A 26,427-nucleotide genomic window follows, 5' to 3' on the forward strand; every position below is an offset into this window, starting at 1 on the left:
GGCATGCTCGGCCCGCCCACCCCCGGACTCGCGACACTCACGCACGACCGCGACTGGGACGCGTTCGCCGCCGGGTGGGTCGTGGAGCGCAAGCTCGACGGCCAGCGGGTGCTCGCCGACACGCGGGGGACCGGCGCGAGGCTCTGGTCCCGCAACGGCCACGACGTCACCGATGCCTTCCCCGAGATCGTCGCGGCCCTCGGTGCCGTGCCGACGGGGTGGGTCCTCGACGGCGAGGTGGTCGCCTTCGACGGGGCCGTCACCTCCTTCGCGAGACTGCAGCAGCGCATCGGCCTGCGCGGCGAGGCCGCCGCTTCCTCCGGGGTCGGAGTCTTCTTCTACGTCTTCGACGTGCTGAGCGCGGCGGGTGAGGACCTCCGCGACCTCCCGTGGACCGAACGCAAAGCGCGTCTGCGCGAGGGCATCGGCTGGAGCGACGACAAGCTCCGCCTCGTGCCCCACCGCACCGACGGCTTCGAGGAGTACTACGCCGAGGCCTGCTCCAAGGGCTGGGAGGGCCTCATCGCCAAGCGCGCGGACGCGGCCTACCCCGGCGGGCGTACGAAGAGCTGGTTGAAGCTCAAGTGCGAGGCGGGCCAGGAGCTCGTGGTCGTGGGTTGGAGCGAACCCCGGGGCGAGCGTGTCGGCCTCGGTGCCCTGCTCCTGGCCCACCACCTCGAGCGGGGCGACACCGACGACAGCGCGCTCCGCTACGTCGGCAAGGTCGGCACCGGCTTCGACCACGCGACCCTGCGGGACCTGCGCGGACGACTCGGTGACCTCGAGGTCGGCGAGAGCCCCTGCACCGAGGGTGAGCTCCCCCGAGGCAAGGCAGCCGACGAGGTGCACTGGGTACGCCCCGAGCTGGTCGCCGAAGTGGCCTTCACCGAGTGGACGAGCGACGGCATGATGCGGCACCCGCGCTTCCTGGGGCTGCGTACCGACAAGCCCGCCGCCGACGTGGTCCGCGAGAGCTGAACGGCAGAGGAGCCGGCATGGTGAAGAAGCACGGCGAGCCCGTCGAGGTCGAGGGGGTGACCGTCAAGAAGCCCGACAAGCCGCTGCTCCCTGGACGCGGCGCCGACGACGGCAGGGCGGCGGGCGGCCCGCTGACCAAAGCAGGGCTGGCCGAGCACTACGCCTCCGTCGCCGACCTCATGCTGCCTCACCTGGTCGGCCGGCCGATCTCGATGCAGCGGTTCCCCGACGGGACCGACGAGCACGGCGGGGGAGGGTTCTACGAGAAGAAGCTGCCCAGCCACTACCCGGACTGGGTGGCCTCCACCGAGCTCGCCACGAACGACGGCCGCCAGCGCCAGGTGGTCGTCGACGACGCCGCCACCCTCGCGCTGCTGTCCCAGTCCGCCTGTCTCACCCCGCACACCTGGCTCTCCCGCTCCGACGACGACCGGGGCTCGATGCTCGACCGCCCCGACCTGCTCGTCGTCGACCTCGATCCGTCCGTCGACGACGTCGGCGCCGTCCGCCGGGCGACCCAGCTGGTGGCCGAGGCCTTGGACGACCTCGGCCTCCGGAGCTGGGTGAAGACCACCGGGTCCCGTGGCTACCACGTCACCGTGCCGATCCGGCGGGACCGCGGTTTCGACGACGTACGCGGCTTCGCGCAGACCTTCGCCGCGGCGCTCGCCGCCCGCCACCCCGACCTGCTCACCGTCGAGGCGCGCAAGCAGAACCGGGGTGACCGGGTGCTGCTCGACGTGGCGCGCAACGCGTACGCCCAGACGGTCGTGCCGCCGTACGCCGTCCGGCCCCGGCCCGGGGCGCCGGTGGCGCTGCCGATCCGGTGGGACGAGGTGTCGCGGGTGCTTCCCGACCAACACACCGTCGACTCGCTCCCGCGCCGGCTCGGGCAGGTCGACGACCCCTGGGCCGACCTCTGGGACCACCGGCAGGCCCTGGGGACAGCCGTCGACCGCCTCGGGCGGTGGCACGGTCGGGAAGAATCGGACACCTGAGATCGTTGTGCACGACGTGAAGTTGCCCCGACTCTCCGACCTACGACCTGGAGGACGCCGCATGGGAAGCATGGACACCACCGGCCGCGAGTACGCCGTGACCAAGGACGACGCCCAGTGGCGTGAGGAGCTGTCCCGCGAGGAGTACCAGGTGCTGCGTCAGGCCGGCACCGAGCGACCCTTCAGCTCCGAGTACGAGACGCTGGAGACCCCCGGCGTGTACGCGTGCCGTGCCTGCGGCGCCGAGCTGTTCCGGTCCGACACCAAGTTCGACGCCCACTGCGGGTGGCCGGCGTTCTACACGCCGCTGGCCGGTGACTCGGTGGAGTACATCGAGGACCGCTCCTTCGGTCAGGTGCGCACCGAGGTGCGCTGCGCGAACTGCGGCTCCCACCTGGGCCACGTCTTCAAGGGCGAGGGGTTCCCGACGCCCACCGACGAGCGCTACTGCATCAACGGCGTGGCGCTGCGGCTCAATCCCGACGCCTGAGGAACCTCCGAGCGCCTGACGTCCATCTCGACCCCTGCGGCTGCTGTCGTGGGGGTCGAGGCATGTCAGCGGGCGCGAAGCTGTCGGCGCTGTCGCGCAGACGTTCGCGTACGCCGCTCGTCAACCCGGCCTCCACGTCGATCGCGTTGTACGCGTCCGTCGAGTCCAGCTCGTCGGACTCGCTCGCGAGACCGCGTCGGGACCTCTCGACGTAGGTCTCGACGATGTCCGCGGCGTCGTCGAGGCCGAACCACCGGAGCCCGACCACGCCGGCGTCGCGGTCGGTGTCGTCGAGGTCGGGCATGGCGTCGGCGCCGCTGCGCTGGAAGCAGCCGTCGAGGTGGATGGCGTCGGCGAGCATGCGGTCGCCCTCGCGCAGCCCTTCGATCCCGTGGCCCGTCGCGTCGCTCATCAGCAGTTCGCACGCGCGGTCCCAGATCACGTCGACATCGGCGTCCATGGCGCGAGGTTACGCGCCGGCGCTCAGGACTCGGACGTCTCGAAGTCGGCGTTCTCCTTGCCGGAGAGCACCGACTCGTTCTGCGTCGAGGTGGGGTTGCGGCGCGCGTCGGCGCCGTGGTCGTCCACCTTGACGAGCAGCCAGTTGGAGTCGTCGCCGCCGAGCTTCGTGTGCGTCAGGGCGTACGCACCGGTCAGCTTCGAGCCGTGCAGCTCGACCTTGATGTGCCCGCCCCCCAACGCCTCGGCGGCGGACACCCGCTCGCCGTCGACCTCGGTGAGGTGCTCGTACGCCCCGGTGTCCCACACGACCACGGTGCCGGCCCCGTACCCCTCGCCGATGCGACCCTCGAAGTCCGCGTAGTCCATCGGGTGGTCCTCGGTGCGCGTGGCGAGCCGTTTGTCGCGGGGGTCTGTCGAGGGGCCCTTCGGCACGGCCCAGCTCACCAGCACCCCGTCGATCTCGAGCCTCCAGTCGAAGTGCAGCGAGCTCGCGTCGTGCCGCTGGATGACGAAGATCGGCCCGTCGGCGCTCGGGGCGTCACCGGACGCGTCGGGTTCAGGGGTGCTCGCGAAGTCGCGCTTCTCCTCGTACTCGCTCAGGTCGGCGTCACCGGAGGCCATGCTCAGACCTCCACCGTCTCGCCGACGCGCAGCCGCCGCGCCTCCCGGTCGGCGACCTCGCCCTCGTGCTCGAGCCAGCGGTCGACGACGCCGAGGCCGACGTCCTTCAGCAGCCCGTCGTGGACCCCGAGGATCCGTCGGGCGGGGATCGACTTGAGGTAGCGCGCCTGGTCGGGCACCGACATCCACGGCGCCTGCGCCGCGACCAGCACCACCTCGGCGTCGGTGGGGGTGAGCGCGTCGCCGAGGTGCACCACGCGCCCGTCGAGCATCATGCCGACGTTGTCGACCACCGGTGCGTCCGGATGGTTGAGGGCGTGCTCGTCGCCCACCCCGGTCACCGCGAAGCCCGCCACCTCGGTGGAGTCGCCGCCGTGCAGCACCTGCACGCGCTCGGCGAGCCCGGCGGTGGCGCCGTCCAGGAGACTGTCGGCCGCGCCTCGGCAGGTCACCACGACGAGCCCGGAGTCCCGGCTCATGGCGGCGCGGAGACGCTCGACATCGAGGTGGTCGGGGTGCTCGTGGGTGACGAGGACGGCCGAGACCCCCTCCAGGGCGTCGGCCTCGGGCGTGAAGGCCTCCACACCCGGGTCCACGACGATCACCTGACCGCCCTTCTCGAGGCGTACGCAGGCGTGGCCGAGCTTGGTGAGCTGCATGGGCCCACCGTGCCCCGCGCCCGATCAGTCGATGCCGAGCTCGTGCGCGAGCCGCCGGACCCGGGCCGCGATGTCGTCGCGCACCAGGCGCATGCGCTCGATCCCCTCGATGCCACGCACCGACGGCTCGTCGGTCTCCCACGTCTCCACACGCGTCCCGGCGCCGTCGACCTGTGCCTCGCGCCCGAGCACGACGACGCGGTCGGCGCCCGCCACGAGCTCAGGGGTGAGCCGTCGCGGCACGTGTCCCGCGATGTCGACGCCGACCTCGGCGAGCACCTGCACCGACAGGGCGTTGGGCGCCGTGCCGGGGTCGGTGCCGGCCGAGGCCACGTCGACGCGGTTGCCGGCGGCCTCGACGAGGTCGCGCATCAGCCCCTCCGCCATCGGGCTCTTGCCGCCGTTGCGGGCGCAGACGAAGAGCACGGAGGGCGTACGGGCCTCGGCGTCAGGAGGACCCGCGGCGGTCACGAGGAGACCTCCGCACGGTCGTGCTCGCGGTAGAAGCGGCGCGCCCAGAGGCTCACGTACACCAGGCCGACCAGCACCGGCACCTCGATCAGCGGTCCGACGACGCCGGCGAGCGCCTGCCCGGAGGTGACACCGAAGACCCCGATCGCCACCGCGATGGCGAGCTCGAAGTTGTTGCCGGCCGCGGTGAAGGACACCGCGGTCGCCCGCTGGTAGTCGAAGTCGAGCGCCCGGGTGAGCAGCATCGAGCCGCCCCACATGAGCACGAAGTAGGCCAGCAGCGGCAGGGCGATGCGGGCGACGTCGAGCGGCGCCCCGGTGATCGTGTCGCCCTGCAGGGCGAAGAGCACGACGATGGTGAACAGGAGGCCGTACAACGCGGCGGGCCCGATGCGCGGCAGGAACCGGGACTCGTACCACTCGCGCCCCCGGGTGCGCTCGCCCAGCACCCGGCTGAGGTAGCCGGCGGCCAGGGGGATGCCGAGGAAGACCAGCACGGATCCGGCGATGCTCCAGATCGAGACGTCGAGGGCCGCCTGCTCCAGTCCCAGCCATCCCGGCAGCACCTGCAGGTAGAACCAGCCGAGCACCGCGAACGCGAAGATCTGGAACACCGCGTTGATGGCGACCAGGATCGCCGCGGCCTCGCCGTCGCCGCAGGCCAGGTCGTTCCAGATCAGCACCATCGCGATGCAGCGGGCGAGACCGACGATGATCAGACCGGTGCGGTACTCCGGCAGGTCGGGCAGCAGGAGCCACGCGAGCACGAACATCAGGGCGGGTCCGAGCACCCAGTTCAGGACGATCGAGGTCACGAGCATCCGGGTGTCACGGGTGACGTGCTCGAGCTCGTCGTAGCGGACCTTCGCCAGCACCGGGTACATCATCACGAGCAGGCCGATGGCGATGAGCAGCGAGACCGAGCCGATCTCGACCGTGGCCAACGCCTCGTCGAGTCCGGGGACGCCGCGACCCAGCAGCAGACCGACGACCATCGCGACGCCGATCCACAGGGGCAGGAACCTGTCCAGGGTGGAGAGCCGGCGCACCACGTCGCCGTCCGCCGTGCCGGGCCGCGGTGTCTCGTGCACGACGTCGCTCATGCCGGCACCGCCGCACTGCCGAAGAGCGAGCCTAGGGCCGACATCGCCGCGGGGCGTGCGATGTAGAAGACCCACGTGCCGCGCTTCTCCCGGTCGAGGAGCCCGGCGTCGTGCAGCACCTTGAGGTGGTGGCTGATCGTGGGCTGGGAGAGGTCGAAGAACGGCAGGAGGTCGCAGACGCACGCCTCGGCGCCCTCGTGGGACAGGACGAGGGACAGCAGCCGGAGGCGGGCCGGGTCCGCGATGGCCTTCAGCATCCCCGCCACCTGCACGGCTGCGGACGGGCTGATCGGTTCGACGGCGAGGGGGGTGCAGCAGGTCAGGGGATCAGCCAGGGACGACAGGTCGTCGGGCGGGACGCAGGAGTTCGACACCTGTCTATGTTGATGTCTGTCGATACGACGGGTCAAGTCGCGCCGAGGTCCGACGTCCGACGTCCGACGGGCGGCCGCGGTCACGGGGCGTACGCCAGACTGCTGGCGTGCAGACCGAGACACCCGACCTGCTGTGGCAGCCCACGCCGGCGACCTTCGACGGCTCCGGGCTCGCTGCCTACCTCGACTTCCTGCGTGCCTGGGAGCCCGACGGGTTCACCGCTCCCGGCCCCGAGGTGACCGATCCGGCGCCGGGGGAGGCCCTGCCCTCCTACGCGTCGCTGTGGCGGTGGTCCACCGCGGACCTGCCGGCGTTCTGGGCGAGCCTGTGGGACTTCCTCGGGCACGCCGAGGGCTCGGGGCACCGTCCCTCGGCCCCCGAGGAGGTGCTCCCCGACGCCTCCATGCCGGGCGCGCGGTGGTTCCCCGGGGCGCCGGTGAACTTCGCCGAGCGGTGCCTGGCCGGCGGGGAGCCCGACGACCTCGCCGTGGTCTGCCGCGACGAGACCGGGGCCCGCACCGAGACGACGTACGCCGCGCTGTCGCGGCAGGTCGCGGGTCTCGCCGCGACCTTCCGCGACCTCGGCGTCGGACCGGGTGACGCCGTCGCGGGATACCTGCCCAACCGGCTGGAGACGCTCGTCGCGATGCTCGCCTCGGCGTCGGTGGGCGCGGTGTGGACGTGCGCGGCGCCGGAGTTCGGCACCCCGAGCGTGCTGAGCCGCTTCGAGCAGCTCGGTCCGCGCGTGCTGGTCGCGGTCGACGGCTACCGCTACGGCGGTGCCGACCACGACCGGCGTACGGAGGTCGCGGCGCTCGCCGAGTCGCTGCCGACGCTGACCGACGTGGTCGAGGTGCCGCTGCTGGGGCTCGGGCTCGGCAACGACCTCCCTGCCGCGACCCTGGCGTGGGACGAGGCCGTCCGCGGGCCCGACCAGCACCCCGCTGCGAAGCCCGCCCACGTCGCCACCGAGTTCTCCGACCCTCTCTGGGTGCTGTGGTCCTCGGGCACGACCGGACGGCCCAAGGGGATCGTGCAGTCCCACGGCGGCATCACCTTGGAGCTCGGCAAGGCCTTGTCCCTCGGCTGCGACGTGCGACGCGGCGACCGCTACTTCGTCGCGACCTCCGCGGGCTGGATGATGTGGAACTTCGCCGTCGCGGGACTTCTGGTCGGCGCCGAGGTCGTCCTCTACGACGGCTCGCCGACCCACCCCGACGCCGACGGTGTGTGGCGCGTCGCCGCCGAGGAGGGCGCTGCGGTGGTCGGGGTCGGCGCGGCGTACCTCACCGCGGGGATGCAGCGGGGCCGCGAGCCCTCGGCGTACGACCTCGGCGCGCTGCGCTCGCTGCTGCAGACCGGCTCGACGCTGCCCGAGGAGGCGTGGCGGTGGATCGGCCGCGAGCTGCCCGGGGTGCAGCTGCAGTCGATCAGCGGCGGCACCGACGTCTGCTCCGTGCTCGCCGGCACCTCGCCGCTGCTGCCCAGCGTCGTCGGTCGGATCTCGGCGCCGTGGCTCGGGGTGGACCTGGAGGCCTGGGACGTCGACGGGCGCCCCGTCACCGGCGAGGAGGGTGAGCTCGTCGTGCGCTCCCCGATGCCCTCGATGCCGCTGGGCCTGCTCGGCGACGACGACGGGTCGCGGTACCGCGCGGCGTACTTCGACGTCTTCCCCGGCACGTGGCGCCACGGCGACTGGGTCGTCGTGCACGACGACCTGACGCTGGCGGTGGCCGGCCGGTCGGACGCGACGCTCAACCGCGGTGGCGTACGCATCGGCTCCGCCGAGCTCTACGACGTGCTCGATGACCTCGAGGGCCTCGCCGACAGCCTGGTGGTCGGTGTCGACCTGGCGGACGGGGAGTACTGGATGCCGCTGTTCGTCGTGCCCGACGGCGACCAGGTCGTCGACCACGACTTCGCCGACCGTCTCAGGACGACGCTGCGCACCCGCCTCTCACCCCGGCACGTGCCCGACGAGGTCATCGAGGTGCCGCGGGTGCCGCGCACCCTGACGGGCAAGCGGCTCGAGGTGCCGGTGACCCGCATCCTCGCCGACCCCGAGGGGTCCGCCCGCATCGCGGGCGACCAGGCGGGCAGGGGCGCGGTCGACCATCCCGAGATGCTCGACTGGTTCGCCGCGTACGCCGTGCACCGCCGCGACACACGTGCGGCCCCACCCGCGTCGGGGTAGGGGTGCCGACATGGCATCCGACGACCTGAGCGGCAAGACACGCGCTGACCTGCTGGAGCTCGCTCGCGACCGGGGGGTCTCCGGGCGGTCGTCGATGAGCAAGAAGGAGCTGCAGCACGCCCTGGCCCGCGCGATGCGTGAGCCCGGCGAGCCGGGGGAGGCCCCGGCGGCGGACCGGCTCCAGGCGTTCCGCGACCTCGCCGCACGCCGCGCGCGCGGGGAGATGGTGTTCCTGCCGAGCAACCTCACGGGTCACGAGCGGCGCATGCACGTACGCCAGACGCTGCGCGAGGACCACCAGAAGCGCATCTCGACCCGCGCCGAGGACACCGCGGCCAAGTTCACCAAGCTGCACGACAACCTGTTCTCCTTCTTCCGCGGCACCTGCCTGCTCTTCTACCGCGACATGGCCGGCGAGGACGCCTGGATGCCGACCGTGCTGACCCTGGGCGACGTGCACCCGGAGAACTTCGGGGTGATGCCGAGCGCCGACAACGTGCCGATCTTCGGCGTCAACGACTTCGACGAGGCGTTCTACGCGCCCTTCACCTGGGACCTCAAGCGTGGGGCGGCGGGCTTCGTGATCGGCGCCGAGGTCGAGGGCGAGCTGGGTCGCAAGCACCAGCGCAGGATCGCTGCGGCGTTCGTGAGCGGCTACGTCGAGGCGATGCAGGAGTACGCCGACGACGCCATCGAGCAGCAGGGCCAGCTGCGGCAGGACAACGCCCCGAAGGTCATCCGCAAGCTCATCGAGAGCGCCGTCGAGGAGCCGCAGGCCGACTGGCTGGCGCGCAAGTACCACGACGAGCACCGCCGCGGCTTCCGCGCCGACGACGAGCACGTGCCGGTGTCCGGTCGTCGGGAGGAGTTCCAGGAGGCACTCGACCGCTTCGTGGAGGAGAACGACATCGAGGTGCCGGAGCGTACGCGTGGCATGAAGGTCAAGGACGTCTGCCAGCGGCTCGGGCAGGGCACGGCCTCCCTCGGTCTCCCTCGCTACTACCTGATGATCGAGGGGCCGAACGGCGACGGCACCGACGACGTGATCCTGGAGTTCAAGCAGGCCCGACGCTCGGCTCTCGCCGGGTTGGCACCGCCGAGCGAGTTCGTCATGGACGGCAGCGCCCAGCGCATCTCCCACGCCCAGGGCGTCCACCTCGTGCGCGGTGACCGCTTCTACGGCGCGGTGGAGATGGACGGGCTGAGCTTCATGGTGCGTGAGCGGGCACCGTTCCGGGACGACATCGACCTCGACGAGCTCAGCAAGAAGACCTGGCGCAAGTACGCCGCGATCTGCGGCCGCTCACTGGCCCAGTCCCACGCGCTGAGCGACGAGGCGGGACTGCTCGACCACGACATCGAGCCCGACATCCTGGCCGCGATGGGACCGCGGGACCTCTTCGTGCACGACATCGTGGAGTGGGCGATGGAGAGCGCCGACCGTCACCGCGAGGACCACCGGCACTTCCGGCGCGACCACGAACTCGGTGCGTTCGCGGCGGTGGACCGCGTCTTCAAGTAGCGGTCAGCGGTCCACGGCGACCGGCGCCGGACCCTGCTGCTGCGAGGGCGCAGCGGGGAACGGCCCGTTCCAGGACAGCACCAGGAGACCGGCCAGCAGGCTGCCCGTGATCGCGAGACCCGCCTGGGCTCCCCGGCCGATGCCCGTCGTGCGTTGCTCGGCGCGCAGGTGGGAGGGCCAGACGGCCTGGTCCTGCGACTGCTGCTGTCGTGGTCGGTCCATCGGTCGGCGTGCCCCCTCGGCGGTCATCCGTCGACCACCGTACGTCTGCTCCAGGGGTCACTGCCCGACGACGCGGCCCGGCACGCGTACCGATGCCGTGATGTGACGCACCGACGCCCCCGGGCGGCCCGAAGACGCAGCAGAGCCCCCGTACGCGTACGTACGGGGGCCCTGCTGGTCTGGTCGATCAGACCGGGTCAGGAGGTGGCGTTGCCACCCGGGGTGAGGAGGTCTCCGAGCCCGGGGCCGGCACCGGGGGTGTCGGTGCCCGGGTCAGCCGGCTCGCTCGTGTCGTCGCAGTTGACGTCGTCGATCTCGACGTCGTCACCGTTGTAGTAGACGTCGTTGGGCTCGTTGCCGCAGATCGTCGCCCCGCCGACGGTCAGCTGACCGCCGTCGGAGTTGCCCGACAGCCACACGCCGCCACCTTCACCGGCGCCACCCTCGGTCTCGTTGGTCGGGTTCACCGCGTCGCCGGCCTGGTTGCCGGTGATCGTGGTGTCCTCGTCGAGCTCGATCGTGGCGTTGCCGGCGAGGTGGATGCCGCCGCCGTTGCCGGGGTTGTTCGAGGTCACGTTGTTCGTGACGTCGGACCCGAGGACGGCGAGGGTGGCGGTGTCGGCGTCGGCCGCGCCCTGGATCTCGATGCCGCCACCCGCGCGAGTGGCGTCGTTGCCGTCGACCAGCGAGTTGCGCACCGTGACGTCCCCACCGTTGGTGAGCAGGCCGCCACCGGAGGCCGAGGCGCCCGACGCGGAGTTGCCGAGCACGTCGGAGCTGACGACGCTCATCGTGCCGCCGTCGTTGTAGATGCCGCCGCCGCCGGCGTCGGTCGTGGCCTCGTTCTCCTCGGTCGCCGGGTCGTCGGCGGCGTTCGTGCCCGTCGCGACGTTCTCGGAGACCTCGGAGTTGCGCACCGTCATGTCACCGGCGCCGGAGTTCCACAGGCCGCCGCCCTCGACGGCGGTGTTGCCCTGCACGAGCGACCTGGCGACCAGCGAGGTGCCCGCGCCGCCGATGTGCAGCCCGCCGCCGTTGCCGGGGGCGGCGGTCGCGATCGAGTTGCCGACCAGCGAGGAGCGGCGGATCTCGGTCGTGCCGTCCGCGGCCTCGATGCCGCCACCGGCACGGTTCGCCTCGTTGGACTCCACCGTGGTCTCGGTGACGGTGAGCGTGCCGGCGTTGTTGAGGATGCCGCCACCGGATCCCGCGGTGCCGGTCGCGCTGTTGTCCTCGACGACGGCGTTCGTCACGACCATGGTGCCGCCGTTGTTGTAGAGGCCGCCACCGCCGTTGTCGGCGGCGTCGCCGCCGGCGGAGTTGCCGCGGAGGACCGTGCTCTCCACCGTCATCGTGCCGGTGTTGTTCCACAGGCCGCCACCCTCGGCGCCGGCGGTGTTGCCCAGCACGCGGGAGCCGACGACGGTCGCCTCGGCGTCGCCGCCGAGGTGCACCCCGCCACCGTTGCCCGGGTTGGTGGCCACGGCGTTGTTCAGCACGGCCGAGTTCAGCACGTCGGTCGAGGAGCCGCCGGCGCCCTCGATGCCGCCACCGGCGCGGGTGGCGGAGTTGTCGGAGATCGTGGTGCTCTCGATCTCCATCGTGCCCTTGTTCAGGATGCCGCCGCCGGAGGCGGAGGTGCCGGTGGCGTCGTTGCGCAGCACCTGGGAGGCGCCGACCACGACGGTGCCGCCGTCGTTGTAGATGCCGCCGCCTCCGGCGTCGGTCGCGTCACCGGCGTTGGAGCCGGTGGCGGTGTTGCCCTGCACCTCGGTGCGGACGAGGCCCAAGGAGCCGGTGTCGGAGTTCCACAGACCGCCGCCCTCGACGGCGGTGTTGTTGCGCGCCGAGCTGCCGACCAGCGTCACCTGGCCGTCGCCGGTGGTGTGGAGCGCGCCGCCGTTGCCGGGTGCGGTGCCGGCGTTGTTGCCGGCCATGCGTGAGTTGCGGATCAGTGCCGTGCCGCCGTCGAGCTCGACCGCGCCACCGGCGCGGACGGCCGAGTTGCGGTTCAGGCGGGAGGCGGAGACGAGCAGCTCGCCGCCGTCGTTGAAGACCGCGCCGCCGGAGGCACCCTCGCCGGTGACGGTGTTCTTCAGGATGCGGCTGTTGCGGATGTCGAGGTCGCCGGCACTGCGGATGGCGCCGCCGGACTCGCCGACGCCCGGGGCGCCGTTGGTGAGGATCGCGCGGCGGATCGTCAGCGAGGCACCGGCGGAGACGTCGAAGTGCCGGTCGATGCCGTTCGCGTTGATGGTCTTGCCCTGGCCGAGGATCGTGACGTCCGCGTTGCGGTTGATGTCCAGGTCGCCGCGGAAGGGCCCGCCGTTGCCGTCGCGGTTCAGACGGATGTTGCTGCGGAGCTTGATGGTGCTGGGGCCGCCGCGGTTGGCGCGGAAGACGGCCTGGCGCAGCTGCTGCTCGTTGTTGACCGTGACGGTGTCGCCCGGCGCCGCGGTGGCGGGGGCTGCGTACGCGAGCGAGCTCAGTGCGAGCGCCGCCAGCGTGCCGAGCGCGGGGAGCGCCCGAGACCTCGATGACTTCATGCCAGACCCTTCGATCGACGAGGGACGGTGGGTTCCGTCCCGGCACCGCGGACGAGCGGTGTGATCTGTGGTTCGTCGCTGGGGGTGATCCGGTTCACTGCCGGTACGAACTTCTCACATGTCGAGACCGCGCGTCCGGAACGTCCGGTCTCGACCACCCACCCGACAGACTGCAGGAGTGGCACCGGGCCCGGGAGTGCGCAGAGCGGTCCCGCACCCTGCCCCCACGCAACCGGCGTCGGCCGAGAGGCTCGAGGACCTCGACGACCTGGAGTCGGTCCACCGCCGTCACGTCGACGCCGTGGCCCGCGCCGTACGCAGCGTGGTCGTGGACCCCGACTCCGTCGCCGACGTCGTGCAGGAGACGTTCCTGCGCGCCTGGCGCAGCCGGGAGACCTACGACCCCGTGCGGGCGCCGCTGCGACCGTGGCTGCTGCTGGTGGCGCGGGGTGCGGCGATCGACTACGTGCGCGCACGACGGGCGCGTCCGTGGCACCGTTCCCTCGTGCCGCCCGCCGAGATGCCCGAGACCGAGCACGCCGACCCCGGCGAGCAGCTCGTGCTGGCGTGGATGGTGGAGGAGGAGGTGCGACGCCTCCCCGAGACCCACCGTGTGGTGATCGTGGAGACGCACCTGCGGGCGCGTCCGTACGCCGAGGTCGCTGCCGACCTGGGCATCCCCGTCGGCACGGTGCGCAGCCGCGTCTTCAACGCGCTCCGCATGATGCGGCGCTCGCTGGAGAGCCAGGGGGTCACGCTGTGAGCGGGCGCGAGCAGGACCCGTCCGGAGGTGCCACGCACGCCCGGGTGAACGAGCTCCTCGGGGCGTACGCCCTCGGTCACCTCGACGACGCCGAGGCGCGTGCGGTCGAGCGGCACCTGAGCACGTGCGAGGTGTGCCGGGCGGAGCTGCAGGACGTCGAGCCGGTCGCCGCCCGGCTGCGCGAGCTCTCCGCCGAGACGGACACGGGCGCGACCGGTGCGCGGTGGCCGTCCGTGGACCGACGCCGCCGCCGTGCACCTGCGGCCCTCGCCGCCGCCCTCGCCGCCGCGGCCGTGGTCGTGTCCCTGGGTGTCGGGGGACTGCTGGGACGTGCCTCGGCCCCGTCGGAGGGGCCGGGCGCCCCGGTCGAGGCCGTGGCACTCGGCACGACGCCGTCCGCGACGACCTCGGCGCCGGAGGTGACCGACGCCGGTCTCATCGCCCACACCTGGGGGGTCGAGCTGCTCATGAGCGGCAGCGGTTTCCGGGCCGGTGACGTCTACAGCGTCCGGTTCCGATCGGAGACCGGCGCCTGGCAGCCGGCCGGCGAGTTCATCGGCACCGGTGGCGACGAGCTCGACTGCCAGATGCAGTCGGGGCTGCTGCGGGAGGACGCCGTCGCGGTGCAGGTGCTCGACGAGGACGGGCGCCCCGTACTCGCCGCGGATCTCTGACGCCTCCGTCAGCGGCGCCCGGGGTGGTCCCAGTCCGCGAGGTCGAGGATCACCTCGGCCCGCTCGCGTGAGGCCTCCACCCGGCGGGCGTTCGGCTCGTCCACCCGCTCGACCCAGGCGCGCGCCTGCGCGGTCGTACGGCCGTGGCGTACGTGCCGCGCCACCAGCCGCTCGCGCCGCACCGCGGGCGGGACGTCGAGGAACCACACCTCGTCGAGGTGCCGGTGCGCCGCGGCCCAGCCCCCGTCCTCGAGCAGCAGGTAGTTGCCCTCCGTCAGCACGCACCTCGCCTCCGGCGTCACCGGGACGGCCCCGGCCAGCGGCTGGTCGAGGTCGCGGTCGAAGGACGGCGCCATGACCACGTGCGCGGGACGGTCCGCCAGGCGGGCGAGGAGCGCGGCGTAGCCCCACGCGTCGAAGGTCTCCGGTGCGCCCTTGCGCTCGCGCAGCCCGCGTCGTCCCAGCTCGACGTCGGCGAGGTGGAAGCCGTCCATCGGCACCACGGGCAGCGCGTACGCCTCCGCGATCCGTGCCGCCAGCGTCGACTTCCCGCATCCCGGAGGCCCGGCCAGGCCGATCAGGCGCCGCGCGGAGCTTCCCGCCGGGTCGGCGAGCAAGGGCTCGAGGAGCTCGTGGACCTCATGGGCGTCGGGGGAGACCACGACCCGGCGTGGCGGCACCTCAGACCCTCCGTGAGTGCAGGATCGCGCCGACCTCGATGCGCAGGGCGACCCGGGCCGGGTTCTCCCGCGGCACGCGGTAGCGCTCGGCGTACCGCTGCTCGGCGTACGCCACGGACGCCGCGTCGCCCAGGACCCGGGCGGTGCCCTCGAGCGTCGACCAGCGGCCGCCGTCGACCTGGCAGACGGCCACGGGGCCGTCGGGCCGGGCGCCGAGGTGGCGCGCCTTGACCGAGTCGCCGGAGGTGATCACCCAGGCGCAGCGACGGTCGGTGTCCAGCACGCATCCCACCGGGACGACGTGGGGCCGGCCGTCCGCGCGCAACGTGGTGAGCGTCGTCAGGTGCCGCTCGCGCCAGAAGGCGAGCAGGTCGGCCGGCAGCGACGTCCAGTCGGCGTGGGCGGGGGCGTCGGGGTCGGTCGGGTCCGGGGCGGGCTTCCAGGTGGGCACGGGACCAGCATGTCCGCTCGGGCGGGCGAGGTGGTGCGCGGACTCAGATCCAGGAGTCGAACCAGATCCGCAGCAGCCACTCGTCGTGGGTGATGAGCTGGTCGGTCCAGATCGGCCACAGCCACCCGGCGTTGACCACGACGAGCACGACGTACGCGGTGACGATCCCGGCGCCGACCATCCGCCGTCGGGCGCCCGCGCCGGCCGGCCCGAGGATGCGGCCCAGCGCGAGAGCCAGGGCGAGCACGAGGAACGGCAGCGTGTTGATCGCGTAGAAGCTGAACACCGGCCGGTCGGCGTACGGGAGCCACGGCAGCCACGTCGCCAGCACGCCGACCACGACGATGCCGTCGCGCCAGTCGCGGCGCACCAGCGCGAACCAGACCGAGCTCACCGCCGCGGCGCACCCGGCCCACCACACCGCCGGGGTGCCGAGCAGCAGCACCTGGCGCAGGCAGTCGCTGCCCTCCGGCGCCGCGCACCCCTGCACACCCGGCTGGATGTCGAGCTGCGCGTCGATGCCCACGGGCCGCTCCAGCACGAGCCAGCCCCACGGGCTGGACTGGTAGGAGTGCTCGGCGTCGTCGAGGAAGTCGCGGTGGAAGGTGTAGACGTCCTGGTGGAAGTTCCACAGGCTGCGCAGCGACTGCACCAGCTCGGGGAAGAACCCGGTGGCGTCGGTGTCGAGGTAGGTGCCCCAGTCGGGCCCGTACTGGGTGTCGCGGAAGGCCTGCTCGTACTCGGCCGCGTGGATCAGCCACCCGGTCCACGACAGCACGTAGACGATCGCCGCGACACCGACCAGCTGCAGCGCGGCCGGGCCGGCGTCGACCAGCAACGACTTGGCCCAGGCCGTACGCACCCCGGCGCGATGACGTGCGGTGACGTCCCAGATCCAGGTGAGCAGACCGAAGGCCGCGAGCGCGAAGATGTTGGACCACTTGCAGGCCAGGCTGGCCCCGAACATTGCCCCGGCCGCCAGCAGCCAGGGCCGCAGCAGCAGGCCGCGCACCGGACCCCAGGTCACCGACGTGCCTCCGCCGCCCGACCGCCGCGAGGCCAGCGCAGCCATGCGCGTACGCCGCTGCTCCCGGTCGCGCACCAGGCACAGCAGGGCCGCGACGAGGAAGAAGGCCACGAAGATGTCCAGCAGCGCCAGCCGCGAGAGCACCAGGGCCATGCCGTCGAGGGCGAGCAGCAGCCCGGCGACGACGCCGAGCAGCGTGGAGCCGGTCAGGCGTCGCGCCAACCGCACCACCACCAGCACCATCAGGGTGCCGACGAGTGCCGAGGAGATGCGCCACCCGAAGGAGTCCATGCCGAACGCGCCCTCGCCGAGCGCGATCAGCCACTTGCCGAGCTCGGGGTGCACGATCAGCGTCGGACCCGACTCGAAGATGCCGCGCGTCTGCCCGCCGGTGATGAGCCCGTCGGCCTCCTCGGGGAACTCCCGCACCCACCCGAAGAGCCACATCGACCAGGCGTGCTTGGCGTAGTAGGTCTCGTCGAAGAGCAGGTCGTTCGGCCGGCCCAGCTGCCACACGCGCAGGACACCCGCCAGCACCGTCACCGCGATCGTGGCGGCCCACCCCTGGCCACGGAACCGGCTGGCGTGCCCGCTCGCAGGCGGCCGGTGGTCCGAGGTCACCGGGCAAGACTAGGTGGCTGGGAGGATCGTCCCGTGGACGCTCACGACGCAGGCTGCCTGGTGCTGGCGGCGACCCCGATCGGCCGTCCCGACGACGCCTCACCGCGGCTCGTGGCCGAGCTGGCGCGGGCCGACGTCGTCGCCGCGGAGGACACCCGGCGCCTGCGTCGGCTCACCTCCGACCTGGGGGTGACGCTCGCCGGGCGGGTCGTGAGCTACTTCGAGGGCAACGAGGCCGCGCGTACGCCGGACCTGGTCGCCGCCGTCGCCGCGGGTGAGCGGGTGCTGCTGGTGACCGATGCGGGGATGCCGAGCGTGTCCGACCCCGGCTACCGCGTCGTCGCGGCGTGCGTGGAGGCGGGCCTGCCCCTGACCGCGGTACCGGGTCCGTCGGCGGTGCTGACGGCCCTGGCCGTCTCCGGGCTGCCGGTCGACCGGTTCTGCTTCGAGGGCTTCCTGCCGCGCAAGGCCGGCGAGCGGTCCCGCCGCTTGGGCGAGCTGGCGGCGGAGCCGCGCACGATGGTCTTCTTCGAGTCCCCGCACCGCACGGCCGCCTCCCTGGGTGCCATGGCCGAGGCCCTGGGCGCCGACCGGCCCGCGGCGCTGTGCCGGGAGCTGACGAAGACCTACGAGGAGGTCGTACGCGGCGGCCTGGCCGAGCTGGCGGCGTGGGCCGAGGACGGCGTACGCGGCGAGGTGACCCTCGTCGTCTCCGGAGCCCCGCCGGCGCCCGCTGTCGGCGACGACCCGGAGGCGCTCCGTGCCGCGGTCGCGGACCTGGAGACCGCGGGCACGCCGCGCAAGGACGCCGTCAAGCAGGTCGCGGCCCGTGCCGGGCTGCCCAAGAGGGTCGTCTACGACGCCGTCCACCGCCCCTGACCCGCCGAGAGGGCACAGAATCACGCCGAGAGGGCACAAAATCACGGCCAGAGGGCACAAAATCACGCCACGATGACCGTCCGGACGGTCATTTTGTGCCCTCTCGGCAGCACTTTGTGCCCTCTGGGCGGAACTTTGTGCCCTCTGGGCGGAACTTTGTGCCCTCTGGGCGGAGGGCTCGCGGCGGAGGGATAGCGTCGCCGGCGTGAGCACGTCCCCGACCCGAGCCCGGCGAGGCAGCGACCGCGAGCGTGACCGTACGCGTCCCGAGGCGCCCGAGCCGCTGCCGCACCCGGTGATCGACAACCACTGCCACCTCGACATCGCCGACGGGCCCGACGGGGCCTGGTTCGCCACCGAGGAGGCGATCGAGGCCGCGGCCGCGGTCGGCGTCCCGCGCATCGTGCAGATCGGCTGCGACCTGCCTGGCGCGCGATGGGCCGTCGAGGCGGCCGAGCGGCACGACGCGCTCGTGGCCGGCGTCGCGCTGCACCCGAACGAGGCGCCGCTGCTCGCCGCTCGCGGCGAGCTCGACGCGGCGGTCGAGGAGATCGAGCGGCTGGCGGTCTCCTCCCCCCGGGTCCGGGCCGTGGGGGAGACCGGTCTGGACTACTTCCGCACGGACGAGGACGGTCGTCCGGCCCAGCACGAGTCCTTCCGGCGGCACATCGACATGGCCAAGCGGCTGGACCGCACGCTGGTGATCCACGACCGCGACGCCCACGACGACGTGCTGCGCATCCTCGACGACGAGGGCGCGCCCGACCGTTGGGTGATGCACTGCTTCTCCGGCGACGTCGAGTTCGCGCAGGCCTGTCTGGACCGCGGGGCGTACCTGTCCTTCGCCGGCACCGTGACCTTCAAGAACGCCCACGGCGTACGCGAGGCGCTGGCGGCGGCGCCGCAGGACCGGATCCTGGTGGAGACCGACGCGCCGTACCTGACGCCCACGCCGCACCGCGGGCGACCCAACGCCTCCTACCTGGTGCCGCTCACGGTGCGGTCCATGGCCGAGCAGCGCGGCGAGGACCTGGGCGGGCTGTGCGCCGCCCTGGAGACCACGACGTACGCCGCTTTCGGAGGCCGCTGGTAGGCACCGACCGGCGCGCGACCCGTGGCCCGGTGAGGTGAGCCGGGGCACGTGACCGGCCGGGATCCACGCTGCGACCCGGGGCGCGTACGCAGTCATTCGCGACACGCGTCACATCCGGGTTCGCATCCGGACACACTTCTCGTTATGTTTCCGTGACGTTGGCCGGGAGTGGTTCCCGCCGACACCGGCCGGAGTGCCGGGCCGCGTGGTTCCCACCGGTAGCCGAACCGAGGTTCGGCAGCCGCCGCGCAGCCTCATCCGGCTCGCCGCAGCGCCGCCGTACCCACCGGCGTCGTCGCCGCGGACGGTGTCGCGCGCCACCGCCCGGGACCTGCCACACGAGGAGACCTGAGACCTCCATGTCGAACGCTTCCCGCAAGCTCACCCGCAACCGCGCCCTGCTCGGCGGCCTCGCCGGCGCCGCGGTGCTGTCCGCAGGCGGCGCCGCCGCGTACGCCGAGATGACCACGACCGTGAACCTGACCGTCGACGACAAGACGAGCGAGGTGACCACGGGGGCCGGCACCGTCGCCGAGGTGCTCGAGGACCAGGGCATCGAGATCGGCGAGCGCGACGTCGTCGCGCCGTCGCCGGGGACGGCCCTCGAGGACGGCGACAACGTCACGATCGCCCTCGCCAAGCCCGTCGAGCTCGACGTCGACGGCGAGGAGTCGACCCACTGGGTCCTCGCCACCGACGTGGCCTCCGCCCTGGGCGAGATCGGCGACCGCTACGCCGACGCCGAGCTGTCGGTGAGCCGGTCGGCGTCGATCGGCCGTGACGGCGTCGAGGTCGAGGTCGTGACGCCGAAGCAGGTGACCGTCAAGGTCGCGAAGCACCCCGCGAAGCAGCACGAGATCGTCGCCTCGACCGCCGCGGGCATCCTGAGCGAGCTCGAGGTCGACCGCGACCTCGACGACAAGGTCGAGATCAAGCGTCCGGGCCGCGACAAGAGCCTCTTCGGCTACGCCCGCGAGGTCCAGGACGGCGACCGCATCATCTTCAGCCACCGCAGCACCAAGCGCGAGACGCGTCGCGAGAAGGTGCAGCCCCGCACGGTCCGTCGCGCGGACTCCTCGATGTTCGAGGACCAGGCGAAGACCGTGGACGCGGGACGCACCGGCATCCGTCGCGCCACCTACGACGTGACCCGGGTGAACCTCGAGGTCGTCAAGCGCGAGAAGGTGCGCGGCACCATGGTCCGCTCGCCGCAGCCGCGCGTGGTCGTCTACGGCACCAAGCAGCGTCCGGCTCCCGCGCCCGCCCCGACGCCGTCGCCGTCTCCGGCCCCGGTGGCCGCGAACTACGCCTCCGGTTCGAGCGTGTGGGACCAGCTCGCCCAGTGCGAGTCCGGCGGCAACTGGGCCATCAACACCGGCAACGGCTACTACGGCGGCCTGCAGTTCAGCCTGTCGACCTGGCAGGCGTACGGCGGCTCGGGCTACCCCCACGAGAACAGCCGTGAGCAGCAGATCGCGGTCGCCGAGCGCGTCAAGGCCGCCCGCGGTGGCTACGGCGACTGGCCCTCGTGCTCCTCGAGCCTCGGCCTGCCGCAGTGACGCGACCGACCTGAGGTGAGCCGGCGGCCTGTGCAAGGCTCGTGCGGTGACAGGCACTGACCGGGCGTCCGCCGCTCCGAGACTCCTCGGGGCGGCGGACGTGCGTCGTCTCGCGGCCGGGCTCGACCTGCGTCCCACCAAGCAGCGCGGTCAGAACTTCGTCATCGACGGCAACACGGTGCGGCGCATCGTCGCGGCCGCCGGGGTCGGCACGGGCGACACGGTCGTCGAGGTCGGTCCCGGTCTCGGGTCGCTCACGCTCGCCCTGCTGGGTGCGGTGGACCGGGTGGTCGCCGTCGAGGTCGACCCGCTGCTGGCGGGGGCGCTGCCTGCGACGCTGCGTACGTTCGCCCCCGACCACGCGAGTCGCTGCGAGGTCGTGCTGGCTGACGCCATGAGCGTGACCGAGCTGCCCGGTGAGCCGACCGCGCTGGTGGCGAACCTGCCGTACAACGTCTCGGTGCCGGTGCTGCTGCACCTGCTGGCCACCTACGACTCGATCGCCCGCGGTCTGGTGATGGTGCAGGCCGAGGTCGCCGACCGGCTCGCCGCACCACCCGGCTCGAAGGTCTACGGCGTGCCGAGCGTGAAGGCGGCCTGGTACGCCGACGTACGCCGTGCAGGCGCCGTCGGGCGCCACGTGTTCTGGCCGGCGCCCAACGTCGACTCGGGCCTGGTGTCGCTGGTCCGCCGCGAGCCACCGGCCACCACCGCGACGCGCGAGCAGGTCTTCGCCGTCGTCGACGCCGCCTTCGCCCAGCGCCGCAAGACGCTGCGGGCGGCACTGAAGACCTACGCCGGGTCGGGTGAGGCCGCCGAGCACGCCCTCGTCGCGGCCGGCATCGACCCGCAGGCGCGCGGCGAGACGCTCGACGTGGTCGCGTACGCCGCGCTCGCCGCCGCCCTGCATCCCGCCTCGCGCCCCGCCCGGCGCCCCGCGGCGGACCCCACGACCAGTTCCGAGGAGGATCCCGCATGAGCCCTCGACCCCTCGAGGTGAGCGCCAGTGCTCCCGCCAAGATCAACCTGCACCTCGGTGTCGGGCCCGTCCGCGAGGACGGCTTCCACAGCCTGATGACCGTCTACCAGGCCCTGGACCTGCGCGACACCGTCACCGTCACCGCGGCCCCGGAGTGGGCCGTGGAGGTGCGGGCCGCCGAGCACGTGGAGCACGCCGTGGGCGCGGTGCCCGCGGGGGCGTCCGCCGAGGACAACCTCGCGGTGCGGGCCGGCAGGGCCCTGACCGCCCACCACGGCATCAGCACGTGCGCACGGGTGCGCATCGACAAGCAGATCCCCGTCGCCGGGGGCATGGCCGGCGGCTCCGCCGACGCCGCCGCGACGCTGGTCGCCCTCGACCGGCTGTGGGACCTCGGCACGGACCAGGGCGAGCTGCACCGCATCGCGGCGGACCTCGGCAGCGACGTGCCGTTCGCGCTGGTCGGCGGCACCGCGCTCGGCACGGGGCGCGGCGAGATCGTGGAGCAGCTGGAGGACAACGGCACCTGGTGGTGGGTGGCGCTGCTCTCCGACGACGGGCTCGCGACCCCCGCGGTCTACCGCCGCTTCGACGAGCTCGGCGGGCCCGCGGAACCCGACCTCTGGACGCCGTGGAACCTGCTCGGCGGTCTCCGCGACGTCTCCCGCGAGCTGGTCGCGGCCCGCCTGGCGAACGACCTGCAGCCCGCCGCCCTCGACCTGCGCCCCGAGCTCGCGGGCGCGCTCGCCGCCGGCCGCGACGCGGGCGCCGACGCCGGCATCGTGTCGGGATCCGGGCCCACGTGCGTGTTCCTGGCCGGCAGCGAGGCGCAGGCGTACGACGTGCGCGCCGGGCTCGAGCGGTGGCTCTCCGACGCGCTGCACCTGGAGGGCGCCGACGTGCACCGCAGCCTCGTCGTGTGCGCCGGGCCGGCGCCGGGGGCACGCGTCGAGAGCGACGGCCTGGGGTCGGGCTCGGTCCCCTCGAATGCGCGGGGCGTGGCCTGATGGCGCAGCCGGCCAACCTGGTCAACCTCGAGCGTGTCGAGAAGGCGTGGGGCGTACGACCGCTGCTCGACGGCGTCTCGATGGGCGTGCAGGCCGGCGACAAGATCGGCATCGTGGGCCGCAACGGCGACGGCAAGACCACGCTGCTCGACGTGATCTCGGGTCGTACGGAGCCGGACGCCGGCCGGGTGTCGACCTCCCGCGGCCTGCGGCTGGCGTACCTGGACCAGAAGGACGTGCTCGACCACGGCGCGACCGTCCGCGAGGTCGTGCTGCAGGGCATGGCCGACCACGAGTGGGCGGCGGTGCCGACGGCCCGTGAGGTGGTCGCCGAGCTGCTGGTCGGCATCGGGCTCGACCGGCCGATCGGTGGCCTCTCCGGCGGCGAGCGTCGCCGCTGCGCGCTGGCCAGGATGCTGCTGGGCGACCACGACGTGGTCGTGCTCGACGAGCCGACCAACCACCTCGACGTCGAGGCGGTGGACTGGCTCGCGCGTCACGTCGCCGCCCTGCGCTGCGCGGTCGTGGTCGTCACCCACGACCGGTGGTTCCTCGACGCGGTGTGCAACCGCACCTGGGAGGTGCACGACGGCGTCGTGGACGCGTACGAGGGTGGCTACGCCGCGTTCGTGCTCGCCAAGGCCGAGCGTCAGCGGCAGGCCGCGGCGCGCGAGTCCCGGCGGCAGAACCTCGTGCGCAAGGAGCTCGCGTGGCTGCGCCGCGGCGCGCCGGCGCGCACCTCGAAGCCGAAGTTCCGCATCGACGCCGCGAACGCGCTGATCGAGGACGTGCCGCCCCCGCGCGACCGGCTGGAGCTGCAGCGCTTCGCGACCCAGCGTCTCGGCAAGGACGTGCTCGACGTCGAGCACGTCGACCTCGCCCGCGGCGAGCGTCGGCTGCTCGACGACGCGACGTGGCGGCTCGGCCCGGGGGACCGGGTCGGTGTGGTCGGCGTCAACGGCGCCGGCAAGACCACGGTGCTGAAGCTGCTCGCGGGGGACCTGGAGCCCGACGCGGGGCGGGTGAAGACGGGGCGTACGGTCTCGCTCGCCCATCTGAGCCAGGACGTCACGCCGGTCGATCCCGAGCACCGGGTGCTCAGTGCCGTGGAGGGGGTCAAGCGGGTCACGAAGACCGCGGACGGCGAGATCACCGCCAGCTCGATGCTCGAGCGGTTCGGGTTCACCGGGGACAAGCTGACCGCGCGCATCGGGGACCTCTCCGGTGGTGAGCGGCGCCGCTTCCAGCTGCTCATGCTGCTGTTGGGGGAGCCGAACGTGCTGCTGCTGGACGAGCCGACGAACGATCTCGACATCGCGACGCTGAACGTGCTCGAGGACTTCCTGGACTCCTGGCCCGGCACGCTGGTGGTGGTCAGCCACGACCGCTACTTCCTCGAGCGCGTGACCGACTCGGTGTGGGCGCTGATGGGCGACGGGTCGATCCGGATGCTCCCGCGCGGGGTGGAGGAGTACCTCGAGCGCCGCGCCGCGCAGGGCGGTGCCCGAGCGGCGGCCGGGTCTGCTGTCGAGACCCTCGACGGCACCGCCTCGGCAGCCGAGCCGGTGAACGAGAACGAGCGCCGTGCCGCCCGCAAGACGCTCGGTCGCATCGAGCGTCAGCTCGAGAAGCTGGCGGACCGCGACGTCGCGCTCAACGAGCAGATGGCCTCAGCGGCGGCGGACGTCGACAGGCTGGTCGAGCTCGGCGGGGAGCAGCAGAAGATCAGAGCGCAGCGCGACGAGCTCGAGGCCGAGTGGTTGGAGGCCGCAGAGCTCGCGGAGTGACCGGGGGTCAGCAGCTCACCCGGACGAATCCGCTCGGGGATCCAGCGGCGATCCCTGGACGGCGAAGCGGAAGCCACCCATCACCCCGGTGAGCAGCGGACGCGCCTCGGCGATCGCCGCCTGCACGCTCGGCAGGCCCAGGGACGCCTGGTGTGCCTCCGCGGAGGTCCACAGTTCGCTGACGAGCACGGTGTCGGGCGCGTCCGGGTCGACGCCGACGGCGTACGCGAGGCAGCCGATCTCACCGAGCTCGGGGTTGGGGCGGATGAGAATCCGGACGAGCTCGTCGGCCCGCCCGGGCTGGGCCTCGAGGGAGCCGACGTTCGCGAAGGTCATGAAGGCACCGTAAGGGCGGCCACCGACATCCGCGAGTGGGTCCGGCGGTCGCCCGGGTAGCCTCGATGCTCACCGATCCCCGGTTGGTCTGTCGGCAGGGCCCGCCTGACTTTGAATCAGGACAAGCGACGCAGGTTCGACTCCTGCCCGGGGAGCCGCGAGCCCGGAGCCGCCGACGGCCGGGTGCGAAGATGGTCGTCGTGCGGATCCCGCGGTGCTCGACATGGCTGGTCGTCGTCGCGCTGACGGCCGCCCTCTCGGCGTGCGGCCAGGGCGCCGACAGCGTGGGGGAGCCCTCCGTGCCGCGCGAGTCCCTGAGCGCCGTGCCGCAGCAGGACAGGTTCTTCTACGAGGCGATCGCTCAGAACGAGGGGATCAGCACCCGTGAGGCGTATGCGCGCTACGGGTGGCAGGGGCAGGCGAGCGATGCCCTCTCCGCGCTGCAGCGGCTGAACCCCGACCGCTTCGCCGGGGCACGCTTCCTGCCCGACGGCAGCGGCGCCCAGGTGTCGGTCACCCCGGGGGAGCCGGTGCGGCTGCCGGAGGGATGGGACACGCTGCCGAAGCCGGTCGAGATCTCCTACGACGCGGTGATGCTCGTGCGCGACCAGCAGGCCGTGCGGCGGGTCGTCGAGCAGACGGCCTCCGGCCCGGCCGGGCCGGCGAGCGGACGCGTCGAGGTCGAGGTGCTGGCGGAAGAGCAGCGCGTCGAGGTTCTTCTTGTCGGCACCGCGACCGAGGCCCGCTCCCTGGAGGAGGCCGTCGTCCGCGCGCTGGTGGACGCCGATCTCCCACCCGTCGACGTACGCGTGACTCGCCTCGACCCCTGGGCGCGCTGAGAGGGGCGCTTTCGCGGCCCCGGCTGTGTCATGATCGTCGAGTGTCTTCACCCGTGTCGCCCGCCTCGGCGCAGGCCGATCCTTGGGAGCGCTTCACGCGCGGCGTACGCCTCGGCCTCCCGTACGCCGCCGTCGGGTTCGTGCTCTCGCTGTCCTTCGGGGTGCTCGCCCTGCAGGCGGGGTTCTCGGTCGTCCAGGCGATCGTGACCGCAGCGCTGGTCTTCGCGGGCTCGGCGCAGTTCGCCGCCCTGGCCGTGGTGGCGAGCGGGGGCACCGTGCTGGCTGCGGTGTCGGCGGCGAGCCTGATGAACGCGCGCTTCCTGGCGATGGGGGTGGCACTGGCACCCTCCCTGCCCGGACCCCCGTGGGCGCGCGCCCTCCAGGGCCTGGCCGTCGTCGACTCCTCATGGGCGCTGGCCAACAACCGGGACGGCACCTTCGACCGGTGGCTGCTCTTCGGCACGACGCTGCCGCAGTACCTCGGCTGGGTCGCCGGGACCGTCGCCGGTTGCTTCGCCGGCGGACTCGTGCAGGACACCGAGGCCATCGGGCTCGACGCGGTCTTCCCGACCTTCTTCCTCGCCCTGGTGATGGCCGAGCTGCGCGACCCACGGGCTCGCCCGGTGGCCGCCGCCGGGGTCGTCATCGCGCTGGCCCTGGTGCCCGTGGCGCCGCCGGGCATCCCGATCCTCGCTGCCGCGGCGGCGACACTGCTGGCGCTGGCACCGAGGGGGCGTACGTCGTGACGATCTGGTGGGTCGTCCTCGGCTGCATCCTGACCACGGCGGTCATCAAGGCGGCGGGTCCGGTCGCGCTCGGGGGACGCGAGCTGCCGCCCTGGTTCCGCGCCCTCGTGGCGAGCGCCGCCCCGGCGTTGCTGGCGGCGCTGGTCGCCGTCGCGGTCCTCTCCGACGGTCAGCGCTGGTCCGCCGGCGCCGACACCGTCGGCGTCGCCGCCGCCGGTCTCGTTCTCTGGCGACGCGGGTCGTTGGTCGGGGCCGTCGTCGTGGCCGTCGCCGTCACCGCGGGCATCCGGCTGCTGACCTGAGCGTCGGACCGGCGCGGCCCGTACGGCACGGGTCCCGGGCGGC

27 protein-coding genes and 1 tRNA gene are annotated in these 26,427 nt (G+C 73.0%); 16 read left to right on the top strand and 12 right to left on the bottom strand.

Annotation, left to right across the window (positions count from 1 at the left end; translation table 11 throughout):
- The first annotated feature begins 3 nt into the window (after positions 1–3).
- The 3 genes from ligD (at position 4) to msrB (ending at position 2,466) form a co-directional block, all read left to right on the top strand.
- Positions 4–978 (top strand): non-homologous end-joining DNA ligase, encoded by a 975-nt coding sequence (gene ligD, locus KLP28_11350; GenBank protein QWC84188.1) that lies wholly within the window; start codon positions 4–6, stop codon positions 976–978.
- A 17-nt stretch (positions 979–995) separates the two neighbouring features.
- Positions 996–1,976 carry a hypothetical protein gene (locus KLP28_11355; protein QWC84189.1) on the top strand — a complete coding sequence of 327 codons (981 nt, stop codon included), beginning with the start codon at positions 996–998 and terminating at the stop codon, positions 1,974–1,976.
- Positions 1,977–2,046: 70 nt separating this feature from the next.
- On the top strand, positions 2,047–2,466 hold the full coding sequence (gene msrB / locus KLP28_11360) for a peptide-methionine (R)-S-oxide reductase MsrB (GenBank protein ID QWC86944.1): 420 nt from the start codon (positions 2,047–2,049) through the stop codon (positions 2,464–2,466).
- Here the strand turns inward: msrB and KLP28_11365 are convergent.
- The 6 genes from KLP28_11365 to KLP28_11390 are packed head-to-tail and all read right to left on the bottom strand — an operon-like array spanning position 2,450 to position 6,039.
- Positions 2,450–2,926: a hypothetical protein gene (locus tag KLP28_11365; GenBank protein ID QWC84190.1), complete on the bottom strand. Its 477-nt coding sequence runs from the start codon at positions 2,924–2,926 to the stop codon at positions 2,450–2,452. The two genes, msrB and KLP28_11365, sit on opposite strands and share 17 nt — an antisense overlap.
- A gap of 23 nt (positions 2,927–2,949) precedes the next feature.
- Positions 2,950–3,549, bottom strand: coding sequence for a 3'-phosphoesterase (locus KLP28_11370; protein QWC84191.1), 600 nt, complete (start codon positions 3,547–3,549; stop codon positions 2,950–2,952).
- 2 nt (positions 3,550–3,551) lie between these two features.
- Positions 3,552–4,208 (bottom strand): MBL fold metallo-hydrolase, encoded by a 657-nt coding sequence (locus KLP28_11375; protein QWC84192.1) that lies wholly within the window; start codon positions 4,206–4,208, stop codon positions 3,552–3,554.
- A 24-nt stretch (positions 4,209–4,232) separates the two neighbouring features.
- Positions 4,233–4,679, bottom strand: coding sequence for a low molecular weight phosphatase family protein (locus KLP28_11380; GenBank protein QWC84193.1), 447 nt, complete (start codon positions 4,677–4,679; stop codon positions 4,233–4,235).
- On the bottom strand, positions 4,676–5,728 hold the full coding sequence (arsB, locus tag KLP28_11385) for an ACR3 family arsenite efflux transporter (protein QWC86945.1): 1,053 nt from the start codon (positions 5,726–5,728) through the stop codon (positions 4,676–4,678). The genes KLP28_11380 and arsB overlap by 4 nt, the downstream gene beginning before the upstream one ends.
- Positions 5,729–5,778: 50 nt before the next feature.
- Positions 5,779–6,039, bottom strand: a complete 261-nt coding sequence (locus KLP28_11390; GenBank protein QWC86946.1) for a metalloregulator ArsR/SmtB family transcription factor — start codon at positions 6,037–6,039, stop codon at positions 5,779–5,781.
- A gap of 224 nt (positions 6,040–6,263) precedes the next feature.
- On the opposite strand from KLP28_11390, the gene KLP28_11395 reads away from it, so the two are divergent.
- Positions 6,264–8,351: an acetoacetate--CoA ligase gene (locus tag KLP28_11395; protein ID QWC84194.1), complete on the top strand. Its 2,088-nt coding sequence runs from the start codon at positions 6,264–6,266 to the stop codon at positions 8,349–8,351.
- Positions 8,352–8,361: 10 nt separating this feature from the next.
- The gene (locus tag KLP28_11400; GenBank protein ID QWC84195.1) at positions 8,362–9,873 is read left to right on the top strand and encodes a DUF2252 family protein; all 1,512 of its coding nucleotides are present in this window, start codon (positions 8,362–8,364) and stop codon (positions 9,871–9,873) included.
- Positions 9,874–9,876: 3 nt separating this feature from the next.
- On the opposite strand, the gene KLP28_11405 is transcribed toward KLP28_11400, so the two are convergent.
- Entirely contained in the window at positions 9,877–10,122 is a 246-nt protein-coding gene (locus tag KLP28_11405; GenBank protein ID QWC84196.1) for a hypothetical protein, read from the bottom strand.
- 170 nt (positions 10,123–10,292) lie between these two features.
- Positions 10,293–12,641, bottom strand: a complete 2,349-nt coding sequence (locus tag KLP28_11410) for a hypothetical protein (protein QWC84197.1) — start codon at positions 12,639–12,641, stop codon at positions 10,293–10,295.
- Positions 12,642–12,819: 178 nt separating this feature from the next.
- Between KLP28_11410 and KLP28_11415 the strand changes: the two genes are divergently transcribed.
- Both KLP28_11415 and KLP28_11420 read left to right on the top strand, forming a co-directional pair.
- Positions 12,820–13,404: a sigma-70 family RNA polymerase sigma factor gene (locus tag KLP28_11415; protein ID QWC84198.1), complete on the top strand. Its 585-nt coding sequence runs from the start codon at positions 12,820–12,822 to the stop codon at positions 13,402–13,404.
- A gap of 44 nt (positions 13,405–13,448) precedes the next feature.
- Positions 13,449–14,078 (top strand): zf-HC2 domain-containing protein, encoded by a 630-nt coding sequence (locus KLP28_11420; GenBank protein QWC84199.1) that lies wholly within the window; start codon positions 13,449–13,451, stop codon positions 14,076–14,078.
- Between the two features lie 8 nt (positions 14,079–14,086).
- Here KLP28_11420 and KLP28_11425 read toward each other — a convergent pair whose 3' ends face one another.
- The 3 genes from KLP28_11425 to KLP28_11435 all read right to left on the bottom strand — a co-directional run bounded on the left by KLP28_11425 (position 14,087) and on the right by KLP28_11435 (position 16,857).
- Complete coding sequence (locus KLP28_11425; GenBank protein ID QWC86947.1) at positions 14,087–14,695, bottom strand: nucleoside/nucleotide kinase family protein; 609 nt, start codon at positions 14,693–14,695, stop codon at positions 14,087–14,089.
- A 64-nt stretch (positions 14,696–14,759) separates the two neighbouring features.
- Positions 14,760–15,209, bottom strand: coding sequence for a TIGR03618 family F420-dependent PPOX class oxidoreductase (locus KLP28_11430; GenBank protein QWC84200.1), 450 nt, complete (start codon positions 15,207–15,209; stop codon positions 14,760–14,762).
- Between the two features lie 43 nt (positions 15,210–15,252).
- Entirely contained in the window at positions 15,253–16,857 is a 1,605-nt protein-coding gene (locus KLP28_11435) for a phospholipid carrier-dependent glycosyltransferase (protein QWC84201.1), read from the bottom strand.
- A gap of 33 nt (positions 16,858–16,890) precedes the next feature.
- Here KLP28_11435 and rsmI point away from each other — a divergent pair, with 33 nt between their 5' ends.
- From rsmI to KLP28_11465, 6 genes are all read left to right on the top strand, one after another.
- Positions 16,891–17,736 (top strand): 16S rRNA (cytidine(1402)-2'-O)-methyltransferase, encoded by an 846-nt coding sequence (gene rsmI, locus KLP28_11440; GenBank protein ID QWC84202.1) that lies wholly within the window; start codon positions 16,891–16,893, stop codon positions 17,734–17,736.
- 205 nt (positions 17,737–17,941) lie between these two features.
- On the top strand, positions 17,942–18,829 hold the full coding sequence (locus KLP28_11445) for a TatD family hydrolase (GenBank protein ID QWC84203.1): 888 nt from the start codon (positions 17,942–17,944) through the stop codon (positions 18,827–18,829).
- A 359-nt stretch (positions 18,830–19,188) separates the two neighbouring features.
- Positions 19,189–20,388, top strand: coding sequence for a transglycosylase family protein (locus tag KLP28_11450; GenBank protein QWC84204.1), 1,200 nt, complete (start codon positions 19,189–19,191; stop codon positions 20,386–20,388).
- A 46-nt stretch (positions 20,389–20,434) separates the two neighbouring features.
- Positions 20,435–21,367, top strand: coding sequence for a 16S rRNA (adenine(1518)-N(6)/adenine(1519)-N(6))-dimethyltransferase RsmA (gene rsmA / locus KLP28_11455; protein ID QWC84205.1), 933 nt, complete (start codon positions 20,435–20,437; stop codon positions 21,365–21,367).
- Positions 21,368–21,384: 17 nt separating this feature from the next.
- Positions 21,385–22,374, top strand: a complete 990-nt coding sequence (locus tag KLP28_11460) for a 4-(cytidine 5'-diphospho)-2-C-methyl-D-erythritol kinase (GenBank protein QWC86948.1) — start codon at positions 21,385–21,387, stop codon at positions 22,372–22,374.
- Positions 22,374–24,161, top strand: a complete 1,788-nt coding sequence (locus KLP28_11465; GenBank protein ID QWC84206.1) for an ABC-F family ATP-binding cassette domain-containing protein — start codon at positions 22,374–22,376, stop codon at positions 24,159–24,161. The genes KLP28_11460 and KLP28_11465 overlap by 1 nt, the downstream gene beginning before the upstream one ends.
- 15 nt (positions 24,162–24,176) lie before the next feature.
- Here KLP28_11465 and KLP28_11470 read toward each other — a convergent pair whose 3' ends face one another.
- Complete coding sequence (locus KLP28_11470) at positions 24,177–24,497, bottom strand: antibiotic biosynthesis monooxygenase (GenBank protein ID QWC84207.1); 321 nt, start codon at positions 24,495–24,497, stop codon at positions 24,177–24,179.
- 76 nt (positions 24,498–24,573) lie between these two features.
- Here KLP28_11470 and KLP28_11475 point away from each other — a divergent pair.
- The 3 genes from KLP28_11475 (at position 24,574) to KLP28_11485 (ending at position 26,384) form a co-directional block, all read left to right on the top strand.
- Positions 24,574–24,652, top strand: a tRNA-Gln gene (locus tag KLP28_11475).
- A gap of 392 nt (positions 24,653–25,044) precedes the next feature.
- A complete protein-coding gene (locus KLP28_11480; protein ID QWC84208.1) occupies positions 25,045–26,082 on the top strand; it encodes an AzlC family ABC transporter permease in 1,038 nt (345 codons plus the stop codon).
- Positions 26,079–26,384 (top strand): AzlD domain-containing protein, encoded by a 306-nt coding sequence (locus KLP28_11485; GenBank protein QWC84209.1) that lies wholly within the window; start codon positions 26,079–26,081, stop codon positions 26,382–26,384. The genes KLP28_11480 and KLP28_11485 overlap by 4 nt, the downstream gene beginning before the upstream one ends.
- Positions 26,385–26,427: the final 43 nt, after the last annotated feature.

This window comes from Nocardioidaceae bacterium, from assembly GCA_018672315.1.
Lineage (GTDB): Bacteria > Actinomycetota > Actinomycetes > Propionibacteriales > Nocardioidaceae > TYQ2.